This is a genomic window from Haloarcula sp. 1CSR25-25 (assembly GCF_032027985.1).
GTDB lineage: Archaea > Halobacteriota > Halobacteria > Halobacteriales > Haloarculaceae > Haloarcula.
The window spans coordinates 258,818-278,156 of sequence record NZ_JAHYBW010000002.1 but is presented as its reverse complement, the minus strand read 5'-3'; the positions used below and the strand labels follow the sequence as shown (position 1 = coordinate 278,156).

General features: G+C 67.5%; 23 protein-coding genes. 16 read left to right on the top strand and 7 right to left on the bottom strand.

Annotated elements, in window-relative coordinates; translation table 11 throughout:
- The first annotated feature begins 109 nt into the window (after positions 1-109).
- Genes KZ498_RS06480 through KZ498_RS06470 form a run of 3 tightly spaced genes read left to right on the top strand, consistent with a single transcriptional unit; the run spans position 110 to position 2,296 of the window.
- Positions 110-877 carry a MarR family transcriptional regulator gene (locus KZ498_RS06480; protein WP_312617792.1) on the top strand — a complete coding sequence of 256 codons (768 nt, stop codon included), beginning with the start codon at positions 110-112 and terminating at the stop codon, positions 875-877.
- A gap of 45 nt (positions 878-922) precedes the next feature.
- A complete protein-coding gene (locus tag KZ498_RS06475) occupies positions 923-1,078 on the top strand; it encodes a hypothetical protein (RefSeq protein ID WP_312617790.1) in 156 nt (51 codons plus the stop codon).
- 54 nt (positions 1,079-1,132) lie between these two features.
- Positions 1,133-2,296: a thiolase family protein gene (locus tag KZ498_RS06470; RefSeq protein WP_312617788.1), complete on the top strand. Its 1,164-nt coding sequence runs from the start codon at positions 1,133-1,135 to the stop codon at positions 2,294-2,296.
- Positions 2,297-2,379: 83 nt separating this feature from the next.
- Here KZ498_RS06470 and KZ498_RS06465 read toward each other — a convergent pair whose 3' ends face one another.
- Complete coding sequence (locus KZ498_RS06465; protein WP_312617786.1) at positions 2,380-3,174, bottom strand: spondin domain-containing protein; 795 nt, start codon at positions 3,172-3,174, stop codon at positions 2,380-2,382.
- A gap of 199 nt (positions 3,175-3,373) precedes the next feature.
- Here KZ498_RS06465 and KZ498_RS06460 point away from each other — a divergent pair, with 199 nt between their 5' ends.
- The 5 genes from KZ498_RS06460 to KZ498_RS06440 all read left to right on the top strand — a co-directional run bounded on the left by KZ498_RS06460 (position 3,374) and on the right by KZ498_RS06440 (position 6,826).
- Complete coding sequence (locus KZ498_RS06460; protein WP_312617784.1) at positions 3,374-4,495, top strand: pyridoxal phosphate-dependent aminotransferase; 1,122 nt, start codon at positions 3,374-3,376, stop codon at positions 4,493-4,495.
- A 194-nt stretch (positions 4,496-4,689) separates the two neighbouring features.
- Complete coding sequence (locus KZ498_RS06455) at positions 4,690-4,968, top strand: winged helix-turn-helix domain-containing protein (protein WP_312617782.1); 279 nt, start codon at positions 4,690-4,692, stop codon at positions 4,966-4,968.
- Between the two features lie 52 nt (positions 4,969-5,020).
- Positions 5,021-5,317 carry a hypothetical protein gene (locus KZ498_RS06450; protein WP_312617781.1) on the top strand — a complete coding sequence of 99 codons (297 nt, stop codon included), beginning with the start codon at positions 5,021-5,023 and terminating at the stop codon, positions 5,315-5,317.
- Between the two features lie 110 nt (positions 5,318-5,427).
- Complete coding sequence (locus KZ498_RS06445) at positions 5,428-5,661, top strand: DUF2249 domain-containing protein (RefSeq protein ID WP_312617780.1); 234 nt, start codon at positions 5,428-5,430, stop codon at positions 5,659-5,661.
- A gap of 1 nt (position 5,662) precedes the next feature.
- Complete coding sequence (locus KZ498_RS06440) at positions 5,663-6,826, top strand: hypothetical protein (protein WP_312617779.1); 1,164 nt, start codon at positions 5,663-5,665, stop codon at positions 6,824-6,826.
- Positions 6,827-6,835: 9 nt separating this feature from the next.
- On the opposite strand, the gene KZ498_RS06435 is transcribed toward KZ498_RS06440, so the two are convergent.
- The 4 genes from KZ498_RS06435 to KZ498_RS06420 form a co-directional block, all read right to left on the bottom strand.
- Positions 6,836-7,483, bottom strand: a complete 648-nt coding sequence (locus KZ498_RS06435) for a helix-turn-helix domain-containing protein (RefSeq protein ID WP_312617777.1) — start codon at positions 7,481-7,483, stop codon at positions 6,836-6,838.
- Between the two features lie 65 nt (positions 7,484-7,548).
- Complete coding sequence (locus KZ498_RS06430; RefSeq protein WP_312617776.1) at positions 7,549-8,622, bottom strand: radical SAM/SPASM domain-containing protein; 1,074 nt, start codon at positions 8,620-8,622, stop codon at positions 7,549-7,551.
- The gene (locus KZ498_RS06425; RefSeq protein ID WP_312618507.1) at positions 8,623-8,928 is read right to left on the bottom strand and encodes a CGCGG family rSAM-modified RiPP protein; all 306 of its coding nucleotides are present in this window, start codon (positions 8,926-8,928) and stop codon (positions 8,623-8,625) included.
- Between the two features lie 107 nt (positions 8,929-9,035).
- Positions 9,036-9,449, bottom strand: coding sequence for an SRPBCC family protein (locus KZ498_RS06420; protein WP_312617775.1), 414 nt, complete (start codon positions 9,447-9,449; stop codon positions 9,036-9,038).
- A gap of 193 nt (positions 9,450-9,642) precedes the next feature.
- Here KZ498_RS06420 and KZ498_RS06415 point away from each other — a divergent pair, with 193 nt between their 5' ends.
- From KZ498_RS06415 to KZ498_RS06405, 3 genes are all read left to right on the top strand, one after another.
- Positions 9,643-10,278 carry a helix-turn-helix domain-containing protein gene (locus tag KZ498_RS06415; protein ID WP_312617773.1) on the top strand — a complete coding sequence of 212 codons (636 nt, stop codon included), beginning with the start codon at positions 9,643-9,645 and terminating at the stop codon, positions 10,276-10,278.
- A gap of 47 nt (positions 10,279-10,325) precedes the next feature.
- The gene (locus KZ498_RS06410; protein WP_312617772.1) at positions 10,326-10,889 is read left to right on the top strand and encodes an NUDIX domain-containing protein; all 564 of its coding nucleotides are present in this window, start codon (positions 10,326-10,328) and stop codon (positions 10,887-10,889) included.
- Between the two features lie 88 nt (positions 10,890-10,977).
- Complete coding sequence (locus KZ498_RS06405) at positions 10,978-11,676, top strand: SDR family NAD(P)-dependent oxidoreductase (RefSeq protein ID WP_312617770.1); 699 nt, start codon at positions 10,978-10,980, stop codon at positions 11,674-11,676.
- Positions 11,677-11,685: 9 nt separating this feature from the next.
- On the opposite strand, the gene KZ498_RS06400 is transcribed toward KZ498_RS06405, so the two are convergent.
- Both KZ498_RS06400 and KZ498_RS06395 read right to left on the bottom strand, forming a co-directional pair.
- A complete protein-coding gene (locus KZ498_RS06400; protein ID WP_312617768.1) occupies positions 11,686-13,425 on the bottom strand; it encodes a histidine kinase N-terminal 7TM domain-containing protein in 1,740 nt (579 codons plus the stop codon).
- 42 nt (positions 13,426-13,467) lie between these two features.
- Positions 13,468-13,782, bottom strand: a complete 315-nt coding sequence (locus tag KZ498_RS06395) for a hypothetical protein (protein WP_312617766.1) — start codon at positions 13,780-13,782, stop codon at positions 13,468-13,470.
- A gap of 402 nt (positions 13,783-14,184) precedes the next feature.
- Here KZ498_RS06395 and KZ498_RS06390 point away from each other — a divergent pair, with 402 nt between their 5' ends.
- The 5 genes from KZ498_RS06390 (at position 14,185) to KZ498_RS06370 (ending at position 19,322) form a co-directional block, all read left to right on the top strand.
- Positions 14,185-15,159, top strand: coding sequence for a MogA/MoaB family molybdenum cofactor biosynthesis protein (locus tag KZ498_RS06390; protein ID WP_312617764.1), 975 nt, complete (start codon positions 14,185-14,187; stop codon positions 15,157-15,159).
- A 194-nt stretch (positions 15,160-15,353) separates the two neighbouring features.
- Positions 15,354-16,319 carry a hypothetical protein gene (locus KZ498_RS06385; protein ID WP_312617762.1) on the top strand — a complete coding sequence of 322 codons (966 nt, stop codon included), beginning with the start codon at positions 15,354-15,356 and terminating at the stop codon, positions 16,317-16,319.
- Between the two features lie 84 nt (positions 16,320-16,403).
- Positions 16,404-17,228 (top strand): aldo/keto reductase, encoded by an 825-nt coding sequence (locus KZ498_RS06380; RefSeq protein WP_312617760.1) that lies wholly within the window; start codon positions 16,404-16,406, stop codon positions 17,226-17,228.
- Between the two features lie 279 nt (positions 17,229-17,507).
- Positions 17,508-18,578, top strand: a complete 1,071-nt coding sequence (locus tag KZ498_RS06375) for a glutamate-cysteine ligase family protein (RefSeq protein ID WP_396276113.1) — start codon at positions 17,508-17,510, stop codon at positions 18,576-18,578.
- Between the two features lie 69 nt (positions 18,579-18,647).
- Positions 18,648-19,322 (top strand): MBL fold metallo-hydrolase, encoded by a 675-nt coding sequence (locus KZ498_RS06370; protein ID WP_312617756.1) that lies wholly within the window; start codon positions 18,648-18,650, stop codon positions 19,320-19,322.
- Positions 19,323-19,339 lie beyond the last annotated feature (17 nt).

Here is a 19,339-nt window from a genome sequence, read left to right as displayed (position 1 = left end):
TTATATTGTCGGTCACGCGGACTCGACCCAACAGTACCCGGGCCAGGGCCGAATATCCAGGCCTGACGGTGTCGGTGGTATTTTTACCTGCGAATCCCGTGACTCCTGTATGGTCGACGTCCTGGAGAACAAGCGGGCCGCGACGCGGTTTCGGGTCCTCGTAGAAATCGCCGAGCGCCAGCCCGCAGTGAGTCAGGGCGAAATCGCCGACGCCGTCGGCGTGACGAGCCAGGCCGTAAGCGAGTACATCCGCGAACTCGTCGACGACGGGCTCGTCGAGAAGGAAGGCCGGTCGCGCTATCGGGTCACCAAGGAGGGCGTCGACTGGGTGTTCCAGTCCGCCAGCGACGTCCGCCGGTTCGTCGACCACGTCACCGACGACGTGCTCGGCAGCGTCCAGGAGGACGCCGCCATCGCCACGGCGGACGTAGCGGAGGGCGAGACGGTGACGCTCTCGCTGTCGGACGGCCTGTTGCACGCGAACCCCGGCGGCGGCGATGCGACAGGTGTTACAACGACGAGCGCCGCGGCGGGCGAGGTCGTCGGCGTCACCGGCTTCGAGGGCGTCATCGACCTCGACCCCGGCCACGTCAGCGTGATACAGGTCCCGCCGGTCCGGTCGGGGCCGGTCGAGAGCATCGACGACATCGCCGCGGCCTGTGCTGACGTCCCCATCGTCACCGCCGCGGGCGTCGAGGCCGTCGTCGCTCTCCGGGACGCCGACGTCGAACCGACGACGCACTTCGCGGCGGGCGAGGTGGCCGCCGCCGCCGCGTCCCGCGGACTTGACGCCGTCGTCGTCGCGACACAGGACACCGTCGGACGCGTGACCGACGCGCTCCGGGACGCGAGCGTCGACTACGACGTGACGCAGTGACCGCGAGTGGCGGGACTTTTCCGGGCCGCTGCCGTCGGTACAGCCATGAGCGACCACGACGTTCACGACGCCGTCGAAGCGTTTCTGAGCGAAGCCGACGACGCCTACGGCGAGTACGAGCAGGGGTACACCGACGCTGACGCGACCCTCCGGCGACTGGAGACGGCCATCGAGGAACTGCGGGCCGCCACAGACGACTAGCACTCGTCCGTCGTCGGGCGAACAGTATTGTAGGCCCAGGTTCATGTAGTCCGTATGACCGATGTGGTTCTGGTCGACGGCGCACGCACCGCACACGGCGAACTGCTCGGAGGGCTCTCGGGGCGAAGCGCCGTCGAACTGGGCGTGGCGGCCGTCGAGGGACTGCTCGACCGGACCAGCGTCGACGAGGACAGCGTCGACTGGGTCGGGCTCGGAAACGCGGTGCAGGCGGGCGTCGGCCAGGTCCCGGCCAGACAGGTCGTCGTCGAGTCGCCGCTGCCGGACGACGTCGCCGCGACGACGCTGAACGAGGCTTCGGGGTCGGGACTGCGGGCGATTACGACCGCCGCCGACCGCATCGAGGCCGGGCGGGCGTCGCTGTGTCTCGCCGGCGGCATGGAGTCGATGTCGAACGCGCCGTATCTCGTCCCGGACATGCGCGGCGGCCGCCGGCACGGCAACAGCGAACTCGTCGACGCGATGATCTGGGACTCGCTGTGGGACAAACAGTACGACGCCCACATGGGCACACTGACGGAGGAGATTGCCGCCGAGAACGACATCGGCCGCGAGGCCCAGGACGAGTACGCTCGCCGGAGCAACCACCGGGCCGGCGAGGCCATCCAGTCCGGGACGTTCACCGATGAACTCGTCCCCGTGGAGACGGCCGACGGGCTCGTGACCGAGGACGAGGGGCCGCGCCCGGACACGACCTTGGAGCAACTGGCGACGCTCCCGCCGGCCTTCGCGGACGGCGGCACTATCACGGCCGGCAACGCCTCGAAGCTCTCGGACGGCGCGGGGGCGGTGGTGCTCGCCGACGCCGAGACGGTCGACAGCGAGGGCCTGGGCCCGATGGCCCACGTCGAGGACTACGCCGTCTCCTACCGCGACCCGGCGGAGTTCGCCATCGCTGTCCGCGACGTCGTTTCGAAACTGCTTGCGCGAAACGACCTCGCCGTCGCCGACGTGGACCACTTCGAACTCAACGAGGCCTTCGCCGCGCAGATGGTGTACGTCGCCGACGAACTCGACATCCCCGCCGAGAAGCACAACCCGCTGGGCGGGGCAGTCGCGCTCGGCCACCCTATCGGGGCCAGCGGCGGTATCCTCACGACGACGCTGCTGTACGCGATGGAGCGGGCGGACCATCACCGCGGCGTGGTGGCGATGAGCGTCGGTGGCGGCGGCGCGATTGCGATGTCCGTGGTCCGATAGCGATGCCTGTCGTTCGATAAAATGCGCCAGCGGGGACACTGGCGGGCCGCGAGTCCCCGGTTGCGGTCGCTCTCGACCCGTGTTCACTCGCTCCCGTTCGGTGTGACCCGTACTCTGACGACGTCCTCGGTCGCGGGGTAGTCGTAGCCGTTGACGTCAGCGATGGGCGCGACGGTGCCGCGCTCGACGAGGCCGACGTTCGCGCCGCGCTGGCGCGGTGCCTGGTCGCCCCCGACCCCGGGCTCCTCGTTGACCTCGGTGCCGGCGTCCCAGAGACCGACCCGGTCGGTCACGTCGCCGGCCACCGGCGCGTTCCCGTCGCCGGTGAACAGCGCCATCCCGGAGGCACCGCCGAGCGAGTAGAACAGGTCGTTGGACTGGATGAACATCGTCACCAGCGAGAGGTACTGCGTCGGGCGGCCGCTCTCGGCCGCGACAGTGAACTCGTAGGCGTCGCCGGGACCGATGGGCGCAGGGCCGTCGGCACCGACCGGCGTCGTGAACGCACCGCTTTCGAGGACGGTGTCGCGGGCCTGCAGCGACTCCGCGAGGCGGCCGGGCATCCCGTCCTCGGCGATCTCTTCGAGGCCGTTGTCGCGCTCGGGGTGCCCCGAGGAGAACATCGGTTCGTCGCGCGTGTGGACCGCGTACGCGCCGGGCGAAAGCGGAATCGGTTTCGTCCCGTCCGTGGTGTCGAGCGTCGACCCGTCGGAGACGTTCTCGATGCGGACCGTGAAGGACCTGCTCGTGGACTGTGCGTCGTTCTGTGCCGCCGTCGCGCCGATGCCGATGGCACCGAGACCGACCGCGGTCCCCGCGGTCAGGAACCCTCGGCGACTCCAGCGGGCGTCGGCGTCTGTGGATTCGTCGGAAGACATGTCGTCTCTGTCCCGGGTGGGACGCCGGAAAGTCGTAGCAGAGCAACATATCAATATTTCCAACTGTCGGTCGAAACACTACCAAATCTGTGGCAAATTCCCGGGTGGTCGGCCGGTGGATAACGGCAACCTTCGCCAGCGGCGACCGCGGCTCGCGGAATCGGGAAGAATTATCGGGCCGGCCCCCTCCAGAGAGAGTATGACTGGGTTCTCCCGACGGGTAGAGCAGGTATCGATTTCGGGCATCCGCGAAGTGTTCGAGGCCGCGGGCGAGGACGCCATCAACCTCGGACTGGGCCAGCCGGACTTCCCGACGCCGGCCCACGCCCGCCAGGCGGCTATCGATGCGATTCAGGCCGGAAAGGTCGACGCCTACACGTCGAACAAGGGGACCGAGGAACTCCGGGAGGCCATCGCCGACAAGCACGAGCGGGACAATGACCTCGACGTCGACCCCGGTGACATCATCGCCACGTCGGGCGGGAGCGAAGCGCTGCACATCGCGCTGGAGGCCCACGTCGACGAGGGCCAGGAGGTCGTCTTCCCGGACCCGGGGTTCGTCTCCTACGACGCGCTGACCCACCTCGCCGGCGGGACGCCGCGGCCGGTCCCGCTGCGTGAGGACCTCACGATGGCCCCCGAGACGGTCGAGGAGGCCATCACCGACGACACGGCGGCCTTCGTCGTGAACTCGCCCGCGAACCCCACAGGTGCGGTCCAGTCCCCCGAGGACATGCGGGCGTTCGCCCGCATCGCCGACGAACACGACGTGCTGTGCATCTCCGACGAGGTGTACGAACACCAGGTGTTCGAGGGCGTTCACCGCTCGCCGGCGGAGTTCAGCGACACGGGCAACGTCGTCGTCGTCAACGCCTGCTCGAAGGCGTACTCGATGACCGGCTGGCGCCTGGGCTGGGTCACCGGGGCGACCGACCGCATCGAGCGGATGCTGCGGGTCCACCAGTACGCCCAGGCCTGTGCGTCCGCGCCGGCCCAGTACGCAGCCGAGGCGGCGCTTTCCGGCCCACAGGACCAGGTGTCGGAGATGCGCGAGGCCTTCCAGGAGCGTCGAGACGTGCTGCTCGACGGACTCGAGGAGATGGGGCTTGACTGCCCGACGCCCAAGGGCGCGTTCTACGCGATGCCGAAGGTCCCCGACGGCTGGGTGGACGAAGTCATCGACCGTGGCGTCGTGGTCGTGCCCGGCGACGCCTTCGGCGAACACGGCGCGGGCTATGCCCGTATCTCCTACGCGACGGACATGGAGACGCTTTCCGAGGCCATCGACATCATGGCCGACGCGACGGCGGCGGTCCGCTGAGCGCTCGCAGGGGGACGGACAGTCGTCCCGAAATTGGAACAGACTCGGAAGGGAGTGCGAAGAAACGCTTTATCCGCAGGCCGTCTGGACTCCGATATCCCATCGTGGCACATGCACCCGAGTCCAGTACACTGTTCGACGGGGAGAGACAGCATTATACGGCGGGCAGACGCAGTTCCCGGGAGGACAGTGGGATGGAGAAAGCGCTCTGGTATCTGCTAACGGCGACGCGCGGCGGCGCCAACCGGGCGCGTATCATCGACGCTCTCTCGGACCGACCGATGAACGCCAACGAACTCGCCGACGAACTCGACGTGGGCTACAAGACCATCAGACATCACATGGAACAGCTAGAGGACCACGACGTGGTCGAGTCCGGCGACGAGGAGTACGCCAAACTGTACTTCCTGACCGACCGGTTCGACAGCTACCGCGACACCTTCGAGGAGATAGTGGAGAAGATGGACGAATGACGGGGGCAATCAGCACCCGGGCTGGGACCGACCGTCGGGAGGGGCGGCGCTGATGGCGATGGGACCGCTCATCACCGCTGCGGCCGTCCTCGGCGGACTCAACGTCCTGTTGCTGCTCCCGCTGCTTGGGGTCTGGGTCCGCAACTACGCGACGTTCCGAACGGGCCTGGTCGCCGGGCTCATCGCCTTCGCCGTCGCGATGCTCGCCGAGAACGCCATCGCCGTCTACTTCTTTTTCACGATGCAGAGCTTCTACGCCGGTGACCCGCACGTCCAGCAGGCCGTGCTGGTCCTGCGCTCGCTGCAGTTCGTCGCCATTGCCGGATTGAGCTATACGACGCTCCGGTGACCCGCGGATGGCAGTGGCGGCGTGGTTTGGGGTCGGTCCGGACTGAGCCGCGCTGTCAGACGAACACGTTCGGGACAAGCGCCTGACTGGCGGGGGCCGTCATCGGACGTATGCGCACGGATCAGCAAGACAGTATCCAAGAACTCGACGTCCGAGACGTCGACGGCGAACCGTTCGGGCACATCATGGACGCCCTGGACGATATCGGCGAGAGCGAGGCGCTACGGCTGGTAAACAGCTTCGAACCGGTGCCGCTGTACGGCGTCCTCACCGAAAACGGGTACGAGTACGACGCGGACCAGGTGGCCGACGAGGAATGGCACGTCACAATCCGGCCGGAGTGAGATGCGGCCCGAGCGTGCCTCGCGGTGGTTCGTCACCGCTAGCGCGCTGTTTTTCGTCGCCTTCCACGTCGCACTGGCGGTCGCCGCCCCCCGCCGCGTCGTCGTCACGCTCGGCCTCTACGGGTTCGTCCTGCACGTCCTGTTCGGGAAGGCCTACGCGCTCGTGCCGTCGTACTTCGAGCGGACCCTCGCGTGGAAGCCGGGGCCGGCCGTGCAGTTCCCGCTGTCCGCCGCTGGGACGGCGGCGCTGGCGCTCGCACCGCTCGGTCCGCCGTGGCTCCGGCCCGTCGGAACCACGCTCTGGGCCGGTGGCGTCGGGGTGTTTCTCGGCACGCTGGGGTGGACGATTCGCGGCAACGTCACCGGTGCGGCGACGGGAACCGGGGGCGCGAACGCACACAGGGCGCCGGTCGACCGAACCGCCAACGTCGCGGTCCCGATCGCGCTCGGGTACCTCGCACTCGCCGCAGGCGGCGCGCTCGCCACGACCGTCGGTATCGTGTCGGTTCGCCCCCAGCAGCTGTCGCACCTGCTCGCCGCGGGGACGGCCGCCTTGTTCGTCTTCGGCGTCGGCTTCAGGCTGTTCCCCCGGTTCCTGGTCGCTGAAGCGCCGCGACCGGTCGTCACGGTCGTCGTCGCCACCGGCGCTGTCGGTCCCGCGCTGCTGGGCTTCGGGCTGTTCGACCGCGGACTCCTCCTCGTCGGCGGCGTCGTCGAAGCGATCGCGGTCGTGGGCTTTGCGCTGTCGTACCTGTGTTTGTTTTTGCGTTCGGAACGCCGGCGAGTCGGCTTCTACGCGGTGCTTTTGGCAGTCGTCGCTGGTATCGTCGGCATCGGGCTCGGACTGGCCATCGCCGTTACCGGGCGGAGTCCGGCGCTGGTCAGCGCACACTATCGGGCGATGCTGGCGGGCTTTCTCGGGCTCACCGTTGTCGGTGCGGCGTTCCAGTTCTACCCGCCGGCGGTCGGCGTCTGGCCCGCTGGGGATGACCGGGCGGCGCTACTCTCGATTGGACTACTCGGCGGCGGACTCGGCAGCCAGATAGTCGGCCTGGTCGGACAGTTCGGCTGGGTACTATCTGTCGGCACGGCGGCTGGCGTTCTCGGTGCGCTCCTCTATACGTATGTCCTGGTAGCGGCGTTTGCCCGCCGGTGGAATCAGTAGGTCGCGGGCCTACTCCGCGACGATGCTTTCGAGCAGCTTCGTCTGTGCGGCGGCGAGGTGTTCCGCGAACGTCGAGACGGAGATGTCCAGCGCCGCCGCCACGTCGCCGGCATTGGCCCCTTTCGGGTACTTGAAATACCCCATTTCGACGGCCGTTTCGAGCACTTCCTGTTGCCGGTCGGTGAGTTTACTCCGGTCGACCAGTATCGAGTCCACCGGGTCGACGTCGCCGTTGCGCCGCATCGACCGGAGCGAGACGCCGTCGTACAGTTCCTTCAGGCGCGTCACGATGGCCCGCACCCGGTCGACGTCGGGGGCGTGAAACGTCAGGTGGAGCTGCCCGCCCTCGGCACGCATGTCCGCGACCGGGCAGTTGAACGTCTCGACGGTCTCACAGACGCAGTCGGTCCGCGACCGCGTGAACTGATACCGGCCTCCGTTGCCAGTGGCGAACACTTTGTCCATATCGCCCCGCGCCTCGATTGCGTCCTCGTCGGTGCCCGTTGCGGTGAACTCTTCGATGACCTGGCCGTCCGAATCAGGGCTGCTTCGGGCGATGTCGGTCACAGCCGCGCCCGCCTCGTCCGAGACGCTCGCCGCCGGACAGGCCCCGGGGGTGTCGACCGACAGCTCAACTCTGATGCCGGAGTCGCTCATACGAGATACTCTGACACCACCTTACAAAACGGGTGAGGGGCGTTCCCACGGAGTGAAAAACGCCCTCAATCTGCCGGGTGCTGGTCGGGAACGGACCCTTCGAACCCGTCAGGCTGGTAGTCACAGAGGGGGTCCGCCGCCAGCGGGTCCCCCGTCGTCGCGTACGCCCGCGACCGACTGCCACCGCAGACCGTTCGGTATCGGCAGGCCCCGCATTTGCCCGTCAGCGCGTCGTCGTCCCTGAGTCGCTGGAACAGCGACGACTCCCGGTAGATGTCCACGACGCTCTCCTCCCGAACGCTGCCCGCCGACTTCGGCAGGAATCCGGAGGGGTACACCTCGCCGGTGTGGCTCACGAAGGCGAACCCCTTGCCGGCACGGATACCGGTTCGGCGTTTGAGCCCGCCGGCACCGTCCTGCTGGCTCTGTATCGCGACACGGCGGTAGTGGGGCGCCTCGGTCGTCTTGAGACCGAACGACGCCTCGTCGCTGACCTCGTGGAGCCACTCCAGCACGCGCTCGGCTCGCTCGGGGGTGATCGGCGTCAGTACCCGCCCGCGGCCGACCGGGACGAGGAAGAACACCGACCACAGCACCGCATCGAGGTCCGCGACGAGGTCCCGTATCGCCGGCAGTTGCTCGACCGTCTCCGCGCAGACGGTGGTGTTGATCTGCAGCGGGATATCGAGGTCACGGGCCGCCTTCGCCGCCCGCATCGTCGCCTCGAAGCTCCCGGACTCACCCCGGAAGCTGTCGTGGGCGTCGCTGTCGCCGCCGTCGACGGAGAGCGCCAGTCGGCGGAGTCCGGCGTCGTCGAGTTCGGCCAGCCGGTCCCGCGTGAGCGAGTTCGTCCCGCTGGGCGTCAGCGTCATCCGGAGGCCCTGCCCGGTCCCGTAGTCGATGAGTTCGGGGAGGTCCTCGCGGGCGAGCGGGTCCCCGCCCGAGAGGACGACCAGCTGGCCGTCGCCGAACTCGCGGGCCTGGTCCAGCAGCGCCTTCCCCGCCGCTGTCGAGAGTTCGTTGGGATGACGGCGGGGCTGGGCGTCGGCCCGGCAGTGTTTGCACGCCAGTTCGCAGGCCTGGGTCACCTCCCAGATCAGCACCAGCGGCTGCCGGTCGAGGTCGAGTTCCCCGCGCATCTATGCCTCCCGGTGGACGCGGGTGACGTGGCCCCCACAGCCACACTGCTGGACGTACTCCGTCGAGATCGTCTCGCCGAAGGCGTCCGCCAGCGCGTCGAACAGGTACGTCTCGGGGTGGCCGTGGTCGGCGTGGCTCACCAGATTGACGTGGTTCCCCACTGTCGTCATCTCGACGGCGTCGATGGCCTGTTCGACGACCGCGTCGGGGTCCGCTGCGTGGGCGGGCGTCTCCAGGTTCGCCGACCAGGAGTTGTCGTGAACCTCGGTCGTTACCGGCGGCAGGTCCTCGTGGGACTGGCTCATGTATGCCGGTTCGTCGCGCGTGTCCCTCGGTTCTCTCCCGAACATGTTCGTGCCATACATAACTCGACAGGGGAGAACTGGCCGTTCGAGCCTCGTCACACGCAGCGCTAGGTCACCTGGTCGACGAGCCAGTCGAACTGGTTGTTCAGTTCCTTGGTTCGCTGTCGCGAGATGACGGTCGAATCGAGCATCTCGCCGAGGACAGGGAGGTCGAGTGCGCTGTACTCCGTCGTCGCTGTCACGTCGGTCCCGCCGTCGACGGCCTCGACGGAGTATTCCGTCATCATCGACTCGAAGATGCCCTGGCGCTGCTCGTATCGCAGCACTGCGTCGGTCTCGACGATTTCGAGGTCGAGTTCGATCTCGAACAGTCCGACGCGGTTCGTGATGCCGAGGTCGTTCCCCTCGACCGTCACCTCGTCGAATCCCGCCGCACGCATGAACGGCGCCACGTCCGTTATCAGGGCCCGGACTGTCTCCGGGTCAGCCGGGACCGTCCGGGTCAGTGAAACGCGCTCCATATCGGACGGCGCGTGGCCGGCGGAATAAGCGTTCGCCATACCCGGAGATGTTCGGCTATCTGGTTTTGCACGAACCCGTCTCGCGGTGACAGCGTGTGTCACTACTCCCCAAGCTTCTTTGTTCCAGCCCTTGTAGCCGAACATGTTCGGGAATATGGTCGCGGGGGTCGGGCGAATATATTCGGATACACCAATGCCACACGCTGAACTCACGCTCACGATTCCGGAGGAGATCTGGATCGGCGACGTTTCGCGGACGTACGACGACGCGACGTTTCGCATCCTGTCTGCACTGCCCGGCGAGGACTCCGGCGTCGGGCTTGCGGAGGTCACGTCGGAGCACCTCCCGGCGGTGCTCCGTGACATCGAGACCCGGGAGTCGGTCACCACGCTGGAGATACTTTCCCACCGCGACGACCGCGCGCTGGTCCAGTTCGAGACGTCGATGCCGCTCCTGCTCTTTCCGGTCCAGGGCTCGGGCGTCCCGCTCGAGATGCCGTTCACGCTATCCGGCGGCGAGGCGGTCTGGGAGATATCAGCGCCACAGGAGCGACTCTCCGAGCTCGGCGAGCAACTGGAGGAGTTCGGCATCTCCTTCAGCGTCGACCGCGTCCGGCAACACCTCGAAACCGAGCAGGTACTGACCGAGAGCCAGTTCGAACTGGTCGAAGAAGCTATCGACGCGGGCTACTACGACACGCCGCGGGAGTGCTCGCTCACGGAACTGGCGGACCGCGTCGGTATCGCGAAATCGACCTGCAGTGAAACCCTCCACCGCGCAGAGGAGCAGATCCTCAAGCAGTTCGTTTCGGACCACCCCGCGCGGTGACGGGAAGTCGAAGCGCGTAATACGCGCCTCTGTGAGACGTACGACATATGAGTTCCGACGCGGTCGACGAGACGCACGAGAACGCCAGACAGGAGGTCATCAGGGTGGATGCCGACGACAACGAGGAGGGCCTGGTCAATCGGCTCGACGCCCACACCGGCGAGGGAGTCCGCCACCGCGCGTTCACCGCCTTGCTGTTCGACGAGAACGGCCGAATCCTGCTCGCACAGCGCGCATCGAACAAACGCCTCTGGGATACACACTGGGACGGCACCGTCGCCTCTCACCCCGTCCAGGGCCAGACACAGGTCGAAGCCACCGAGGAGCGACTCGAAGAGGAACTGGGCGTCGACCCCTCGCAGTACCGGAACCTCCGCGTGACCGACCGGTTCGAGTACAAGCGCTACTACGAGAACGCCGGCCTCGAGTGGGAAGTGTGTGCGGTCCTGCAGGCCACACTCCACGACACTTCGCTGGAACCCAACCCCGAGGAGGTCGACGGCCTCATGTGGGTCCCCTACGAGCGACTGCGCGAACACCCCGAGTACTACCGCCAGCTCCGCCTCTGTCCCTGGTTCGAGATCGCGATGCGCCGGGACGAGGAGCGGTAACGTCGGCGGCTGTCAGCGTGGGTTTCAGGCACCGCAGTACCGACACCCCGACCCCCCTTCTTTTCGGCCCCGCCGCCTAACCCCGCGTATGGACGTCCCACTGTACGACTCTCTCGACGGACAGGTCGTGCTCGTCACCGGAGCCACGCGCGGCATCGGGAAGGCAATCGCCGACGGGCTGGTCGACCTCGACGCGACGGTGTACGCCGGCGCTCGCGATACCGACGACATCGACGCCACAGACCGTCATGCAGTCGAACTCGACGTGACCGACGACGCGGAGATGGTCGCCGCGGTCGACCGCATCGAGCGCGAGCAGGGGCGGCTCGACGTGCTGGTCAACAACGCCGGCGTGATGGACTCGCGGGAGCCGCTCGACGAGATGCCGACCGACGTTATCGACCACACACTCGACACGAACCTCCGGGGGGCGGTCCTCATGACGAAGTACGCCCTCCCGCTGTTGCTGGGCGATGGGGGCGGCCGCGTCGTCACCATGTCCTCGGGACTGGGAGCGATCACCGAGCGCCAGTCGGGCGGGACGCCGGCCTACCGCATCTCGAAGACAGGCGTCAACGGGCTGACGAGGTACCTCGACGGCGAGTACGCGGCCGAGGGCCTCGTCGCCAACTCGGCCTGTCCCGGCTACGTCCAGACGGACATGACCGACGGGAGCGCCCCGCGGACGCCCGAGAAAGGGGCCGAGACCCCGATATGGCTCGCTCGCTTCCGGCCCGATGGGCCGAGCGGGCGGTTCTGGCGCGACAAGGCCGAAATCGGGTGGTAGCGGCCGCGTTCAATCGGCATTGTCGTTGCGGGCCGCCGCTGGCTCGTCCCCGACGTGGGTGGGGTCGGCCGCCGGCAGTTGCAGCTCCACGGTCGTTCCCGGCCTGTCCGGGTCGGGAAACGACATCCGGCCGCCGAGGTTCCGGACGATCCAGTTGACGAGCCAGAGGCCGACGCCGGAGCCGTGTTTGAGCGGGGTTTCGGTTCCCGAGCGGATGACCTCGCGTTCGTGGTCGGCGATACCGGGGCCGTTGTCGTGAACGGCCACGCGGACGCCCGGCGTTTCGTCGGTCCGTGTCGCAGTGACCTCGACCTCGACAGGGTCACCGGCGGTCGGCCGATGCTCGACCGCGTTCTCGACCAGTTCCGCGAGCGCGATGCGGACCGACGGGCCGCCCTGTATCCAGATTGCCGGCTCGCAGGTGAGCGTAATCGCCGCGTCGGGGTTGCGCTCCCGGGCATCGCGGACGACCGATTCAAGCAGTTCGTGAAGCGGTGTCGGCCTGTGCTGTTCGGTCTCTAAGGCCTCTGTGACCCGTCCGATCTTGTTGCTCCGGTCGACGATGTCGTCGACCGTGCTGATGATACGGCCGAGCCGCTCGCGTTCGTCGGCATCGGCCGTGTCCCGGAGCAGGTCCGCGTTCCCCTTGACGACGTTCATCTCGTTTCTGATGTCGTGACGGAGCAGGCGGTTGAGCACGTCCAGTCGCTGCTCGCGCTGTCGGCGGTCCGTGACGTCCCGGAGGCTGATGAGGTGGCCTGAGACGACGCCGTACGCGCGGTACAGCGGTATCACGCGCACGTCGTAGTACCGGACGCCGCCGTCGTGTTCGAGTGCCGTCTCGGTCTGGGTTCGCTCGCCGGGGCCGGGAACCGTCTCGGCGAGTGCCGGCAGCGCCTGGGGCAGTGACCGGCCCAGCAACGCGTCCTCGTCACCGTCGAACAGCGCCGCGGCGGCCTCGTTGACGTCGACGATGCGGCGCTCGTCGTCGATGATGATGACCTTGTCGTCCAGCTCGGTGAAGATGGCCTCCCGACCCAGTTCTCGGGTCACCGGTGCCACGTCGAGCAACTGCCCGCGGAGGATGGCGACCGAGAGGACGACCCCCGACGCGACGTACCCGAGGCTCGTCGGGTCGAAGGCGGTCGGAATCACGCCCAGCACGAACAGCGTCTGGACGACCGTCGGGACGGCGATGGCGAACAGCAGTGCGAGCCCCTGCCCCCGGAACACCTGGTTCGACCGGAACAGCATCCGCAACAGGAGGACGCCGCCGGCCAGAATCAACAGCAGTATGTAGGAAAGGTGGCCCCAGTACACGAGTTCATACGTCGGCACGAGCGTCACCGACGACGCCGAGACGTGCCGCGTGCTACTCCCGGACCAGATGAGTCCGTGGGCACGGTTCGACCACACGAGCGTGACAAACACCGCCGGTTCGACGAGCAACAGCGCTGTCCGGCGCCGGGTGAGCCAGCGTGGATGCCCCGTGTACTCGATGACGGTCACGAGCCACGCGACGGGGATGATAACCGAGAGCGTCACCTGGAACTGGAGGAGTCGCTCCATAGTGGACAGTCCCGGCACTGCGAGCTGGATGCCATACGTGACGGCCCAGAGACTCGCCGCAACGACGAACACCGCCAGCGGTCCTGCGCCCGGCCGGTCCCGGTGGAGCCACACCAGAAAGGCGACGCCCATCCCGACAACGCCTGACAGTAAGACGACAGCAAGCGGCGACAGGACCATTCAGTAGCGTACCAATTGGGTTCCAGATATAACTATTCTCGGTCACTCCGACCGCGAGCGAATCGCGGACCACACGGCGAGGGCACCGAGCGCGAACGCCGGAACGAGCGGGAGCGTGAGATAGGCGTCCCGGAGCGTGAGCCCGAAGCTACTGATGACGCCCTGGGCGGCCGGCAAGAGCAAGATTGCGCCGGGGACGAGCAGGAACGCCACGCCGATCATCCCGACGAGAATCCAGCCGCTCGTCCCGAACTCGGGACCGTCGTCGGATTCCGTGCCCGCGTCACTGTCCGCGACGGGGGCGTCTGCGGACTGTGTGTCGGGACGGTGGACGTAGCCGGACTCGTCGTCAGCCATCGGCACACACCCCGTCGCGTCCGCTCGACCGGTGTGTCACGATGGGACCGCCCCCGGTAATGCCGACAGAACAGCGTGGCTGCATGTCTCGGAGTCAGGCAAGCGCGCGCAAAACGCTAACGGTCCCGCTACTGCGACAGGCCTGGGGCGGCCCGGTTCGAGATGTCACCCAGGCTCGTCCGATGCCCGCTGCGGGAAGCGTGTAGTCCCGCTGACCCGCCGCGACTGACGGGCCTTCGTACAGCCCCCGGAGGCACGCGCATGGCAGGCGACGTGGTGGTTCCGGTCGTACATACTGCGGTCTGAGAGCGTATTTCACTCCCGCCCTCTCCGGAGACTCCGTGCACCGTGGCCCCGGGAGCGGTCGTCAGGGTATTTATCCACCGCGACCGATGTGGGCGTATGGTGGATTTCCAGTCCCGTGATACGCGCCGGGGTCCGACTGACGGGGAAGACGACGAGACGGACGAGGGCGAGACGGAGGAGGGTGAGACGGGGGACGACGGGGAATCCGCGGCGGCCGACACTGACGCCGAGGCCACCACTGCCGAACCGAACGAGACGGCGGACGCTGAGGCGAGCGACGACGAGATGGCCGCGAGTGACGACGACAGCGACGCGACGACCGCGGCGGACGACACTGCGGGAGCCAGCGACGGGTCCGTAGCGTCGGCGGCCGAAAGCGAGACCTCTGTGACGGCGAGAATCGACGAAGCGGCGGACCGAAGCACGGACAGCCGGTCAGCAGTCGAAACACAGGACACAGAGCGGCCGACACAGGGAGACGACGAGGACCCCCGCCCCGAGACGCAGTCGGCCGGTCGCCCGGCGGACACGCCAGGGGACGGGACACCGCCGGCAGCGGACGAGCCGCCAGCACAGACCGCCACCTCGGCCGAGGCGTCCCGCAACCGGCGGGTGACCGTCGCCGTCGTCACGATCGGGACGGCAACAGAGGAGGGCGACCCGACGGGCGAGGCGGTAGAGGCGGCGCTCGAAGCGACCGGCCAGACGGTCACGGCCCGCGAACGTCTGCGGGGGGACTACGACGGCATCCAGGGGACCGTCGACAGGCTGGTCGGGCGCGACGACGTGGAGGTGGTCGTCACCGCGGGCGGCCTCAGTGTCGCCCAGTCGGAGCACACCCTCGAAGCGGTCCACCCCCTCTTCGAGAAGGCCCTGCCGGGGTTCGAGGAGGTGTACCGGAGCCTCCTCTTCGAACAACTGGGGACCGGTGTCATCGCCGTCCGTGCCACGGCCGGAATCGCCGAGCGGACGCCGGTGTTCTGCCTGCCCGCGGACCCTTCGGCGGCCCGTCTCGCCATCGACGAGATCATCGCGGCGGAAGCCCCGTCTCTCGTCGCTGAACTGTCCTGAGTCGGGTCGGTATCAGTCTTGTGTCCGTTTAGCCGGCTTAATCTGATGTTTGCCGGTCTGGGCCGGGTCGCCGATTTTTTCGACTCCAGCGGGCTGTTCTCCCGGATATCCACCGTCTAAACGTTTAAACCGCCGTGAAAGGTCGTTAACTGCGTCACCCATTGAAGTGGGGACAGCCCACAGACTCGGGTGTCATGTCCGATCGCAACGCGACGCGACGCGGCGTGCTCACGGGTATCGGCGCGACAGTTGCGACTGCGCTGGGCGGTGCGGCCGTCTCCGGTACGGTTGCGGCGGCCGGTCCCTGGGAGTCCGTCGAGTCCCCGACCGGGAACACCCTCCACGACGTCGAGTACACGGCCACCGGTGCGTACGCGGTCGCGGGTGGCGGCATCGTCCTCGAGCGGACAAGCAAGGGCTGGCGGAAGGTCATCGGCGGCGGCCCGACCGGCAACGGCAACAGCCTCTACGGCGCCGACGTGACCGACGACGGCAAGGCCCTGTGGTTCGTCGGCTCGTCCGGTGCTATCGGCGAATACGACGTGGAGTCGGGCGTGCTCACCGACCGCAGCGCCCCGATGGACGTCACCAACAACTTCAACGACGTGTCCGTGACCGGCACCGCCGGCGAGGCGAACGTCTACGTCGCCGGCGACTCCGGGAAGATGTACTACAGCTTCGAGAACGGCGCGAGCGGGACGTGGGACTACACCACGCCCGGCTCGGGGTCGGCCATCAACGCTGTCGACTTCCACGGCGTCCGCTCGGGCCACATCGTCGACGGGAACAAGAGTGTCTTCGCCACCGACGACGGCTCGACATGGAACAAGGTCGGCCTCGCTGACGCGAACGTCAACTTCTACGGCGTCGACTCCGACGGCCCGGACGACGTGTGGGTCTCCGGCGGTGGCGGCATGGTGTTCCACTGGAACGGCTCCGAGTGGACGCCGACCGACACGGGCGACGCCGGCCTGCGCGACATCGAGGTCACCGACGACGACAGTGCCGGCTACACCGTCGGTGGCGGCGGCAAGGTGTACGCCCTCGACGGTGGCGACTGGACCCAGGAGGAGACCCCCGCCGGCGAGAACCTGAAATCCGTCCTCCGCGGCGGCACCGACATCGCGGTCGGCTCGGGCGGGACCATCCTCGAACAGTGACGACGACGCGGTAGCGCTGTCCGGTTCGAGGCGGCGGGACGTCGTAGCCACTGGCTTTTCACCGGCGGGACCACTACGTCCACCATGGATGAAATTCAGGTCCAGGGAACGTCGGTCCCCGCAATCGGCCTCGGAACGTGGCAGCTCACCGGCCCGTCTTGTACCGAGACCGTCGAGGGGGCCCTGGAGATGGGCTACCGCCACATCGACACCGCACAGGCCTACGGCAACGAGCGGCAGGTGGGCCTGGGGATGGAGGCCGCCGCCGTCGACCGCGAGGACGTGTTTCTGACGACGAAGCTCGACGGATCCAACCGCGACGAGCGGAGCGTCCGGCGGTCGACGCGGGAGAGCCTGAACAGACTGGGAACGGACTACCTGGATCTGCTGCTCATCCACTGGCCCAACACCCCGTGGGTGGCGTCGCTGTCGGAGACGCTCGGGGCGATGAACGACCTCGTCGAGGAGGGCCTGGTCCGCCACATCGGCGTCAGCAACTTCTCGCCGTCGCTGCTTGACAGGGCGCGGGACATCTCCGCGGCACCTATCCTCACCGACCAGGTGCAGTACCACCCCTACTGGGACCAGCGCAAACTGCTGGATTACTGCCGTATCCACGACGTGCTCCTGACCGCCTACAGCCCGCTGGCCCGCGGCGGCGTCCTCGACGACCCCGCGCTCGTTCAGGTCGGTAACCACTACGGGAAATCGCCGGCACAGGTCGCGCTCCGGTGGCTGGTCCAGCAGGACGGCGTGGCCGCGATTCCGAAGGCGTCCAGCCGCGAGCACCTCGAAGCGAACCTCGCCGTCTTCGATTTCGAACTCACCGACGCGGAGATGGAGCGGATCCGGGACCCGTCGAAGGTCAAGACCGGCGTGCAGTTCGTCCGCTCGCAGCTGCCGTTCTGAACGGGGTCACTGCCGTTTCCCCCGACCCGTGTTCCTGTATGTTTGTCTAAATAATCACGGATATTTCTACTACTTTCGTTCATTTCTGCACCATAACTGCCATGTACGTTGTCTCGATTGCAGCAAATATTACGGAACGCACAACTATCATAAGCCGTCTGGTCAACGGTTATGTGTGGTGTGTTACCACTAGAGTCCAGTACGGGAACACACCGCCGCATCCACAGCGAGGCCACTGTGTCAGTACACGAATCCGAACCGATACGGCGGAGCATCGAAGTGGAGTACTGGGTCATCGACGACGCGGGCCGGCTGGTCGAACCGGGCGCGCTCGTCGACGCAACCCCGGGAGCGGAGCGGGAGTTCGTCGAGCCACTGCTGGAGGTCAAGACGACGCCGTGTGAGACAGCGACAGCACTGCGCGAGGAACTCCTCGAACGGCTCGAGGCCGTGTTGCGACGGGGCGACGACCTCGGGAAACGCCTCGTGCCGCTTTCGACCCCGGTCAACGCCGAGGAGATACCGGAGATTCCGTGCGACAGGACCCGGATTCAGAACCGCGTCGTCGGCGACGACTTCGAGTACGTGCGCCACTGCGCCGGCACGCACATCCACGTCGAACAGCAGCCGGGGCGGGCGATAGACCAGTTGAACGCGCTCATCGCTATCGACCCCGCGCTGGCGCTCGTCTCGTCCTCGCCGTACTTCCGTGGCCGGCGGCTGGTCGACGGCGCGCGCTCGAAGCTGTACCGCTGGATGGCGTACAACTCGGTGCCACATCAGGGCTGGCTGTGGTCGTATCTCGGAGACACCGACGAATGGGACCGCCGGCTCGAACGGCGCTACGACGAGTTCGTGACCGCGGCTATCGACGCCGGTATCGACCGCCGAACCGTCGCGGCGAACTTCGAGCCCGAGAGCGCCGTCTGGACGCCGGTCCAGCTCCGGGCCGAGTTCGGCACCGTCGAGTGGCGGTCGCCGGACGCCGCGCTCCCGAGCCAGGTCCTGCGACTCGCCGACGCCGTGGCGTCTCTCATGGACCACCTCAGGGAAACCGAGGTGCGTATCGAGGGGGAGACGGGTCGCGTCACCGACGACGAGATCGTGCTCCCCGAGTTCGACGCCGTACTCGAGTACGCGAACGACGCCATCCGGGACGGGGTCACCGCTGACAGTGTTCAGTCGTATCTCGATAGGATGGGGTTCGACGTGGACGCGTACGAGCCGGTCGCACCGACCTTCGACAGGCCGGAGCCGGTCACGGCTCGCGCGGCCCGGGAAATCCGGCTAGAACACGCCGACCGCCTCCAGGACGACGTGCGACAGGCGGCGCCGGTCGCACTCGACTGAAACCGGAGCCGGCTCGCCGAAGTGGAGCGGTGACCAAGGGTTTAGAAATCGCCGCTCCTACCCCGGGCTATGGTAACGGCGCTCACTGACGATATCTGGTGGTACGACCTCCGGGGCGTCAACGCGACGCTCGTCGACGACGACGGAGCGCTCACGCTCGTGGACGCGGGGCTGCCCTGGCACGGGAACACACTCGTCGCCGGCCTACGCGACGCCGGCTACGAACTCCGGGACCTGGACCGGATCCTGCTGACGCACTTCGATTTCGACCACGTCGGCGGACTGCCGGCCTTCGACGGCGTCGACGTGACCGTCTACGTCGGCGAGCGGGACGCGCCGCTGGTCACCGGCGAGCGGGCGCCGCCGCTGGGAAATCACAAGGGCGCGTTCCAGCGGCTCCTCTCGTCCTTTCTGGACCCGCCGGACAACGACGTCGTCCCCCTGGCCGACGGCGACACCGTCGGCAGTTTCACCGCCTATCACACCCCCGGCCACACGCCGGGTCACGTCTGCTACGTCAGCGAAGCGCTGTCGCTGGGACTGCTGGGCGACCTCGTCCGGGAGGCGGGCGGCCGCTTCGAGCCTTCGCCGTGGCTACTGAGCTACGATACCGACGCTGTCGCCCGGAGCATCAGTGACTTCGCCGAGCGCGCACCGGGCTTCGACATCGCGGTCCCGGGCCACGGAGTCCCGTTTCAGAAAAACGGCACGAAGCGGCTGGACCGGCTTGCGGCGACGCTGTGAGGAAAAACCTGAGAAGG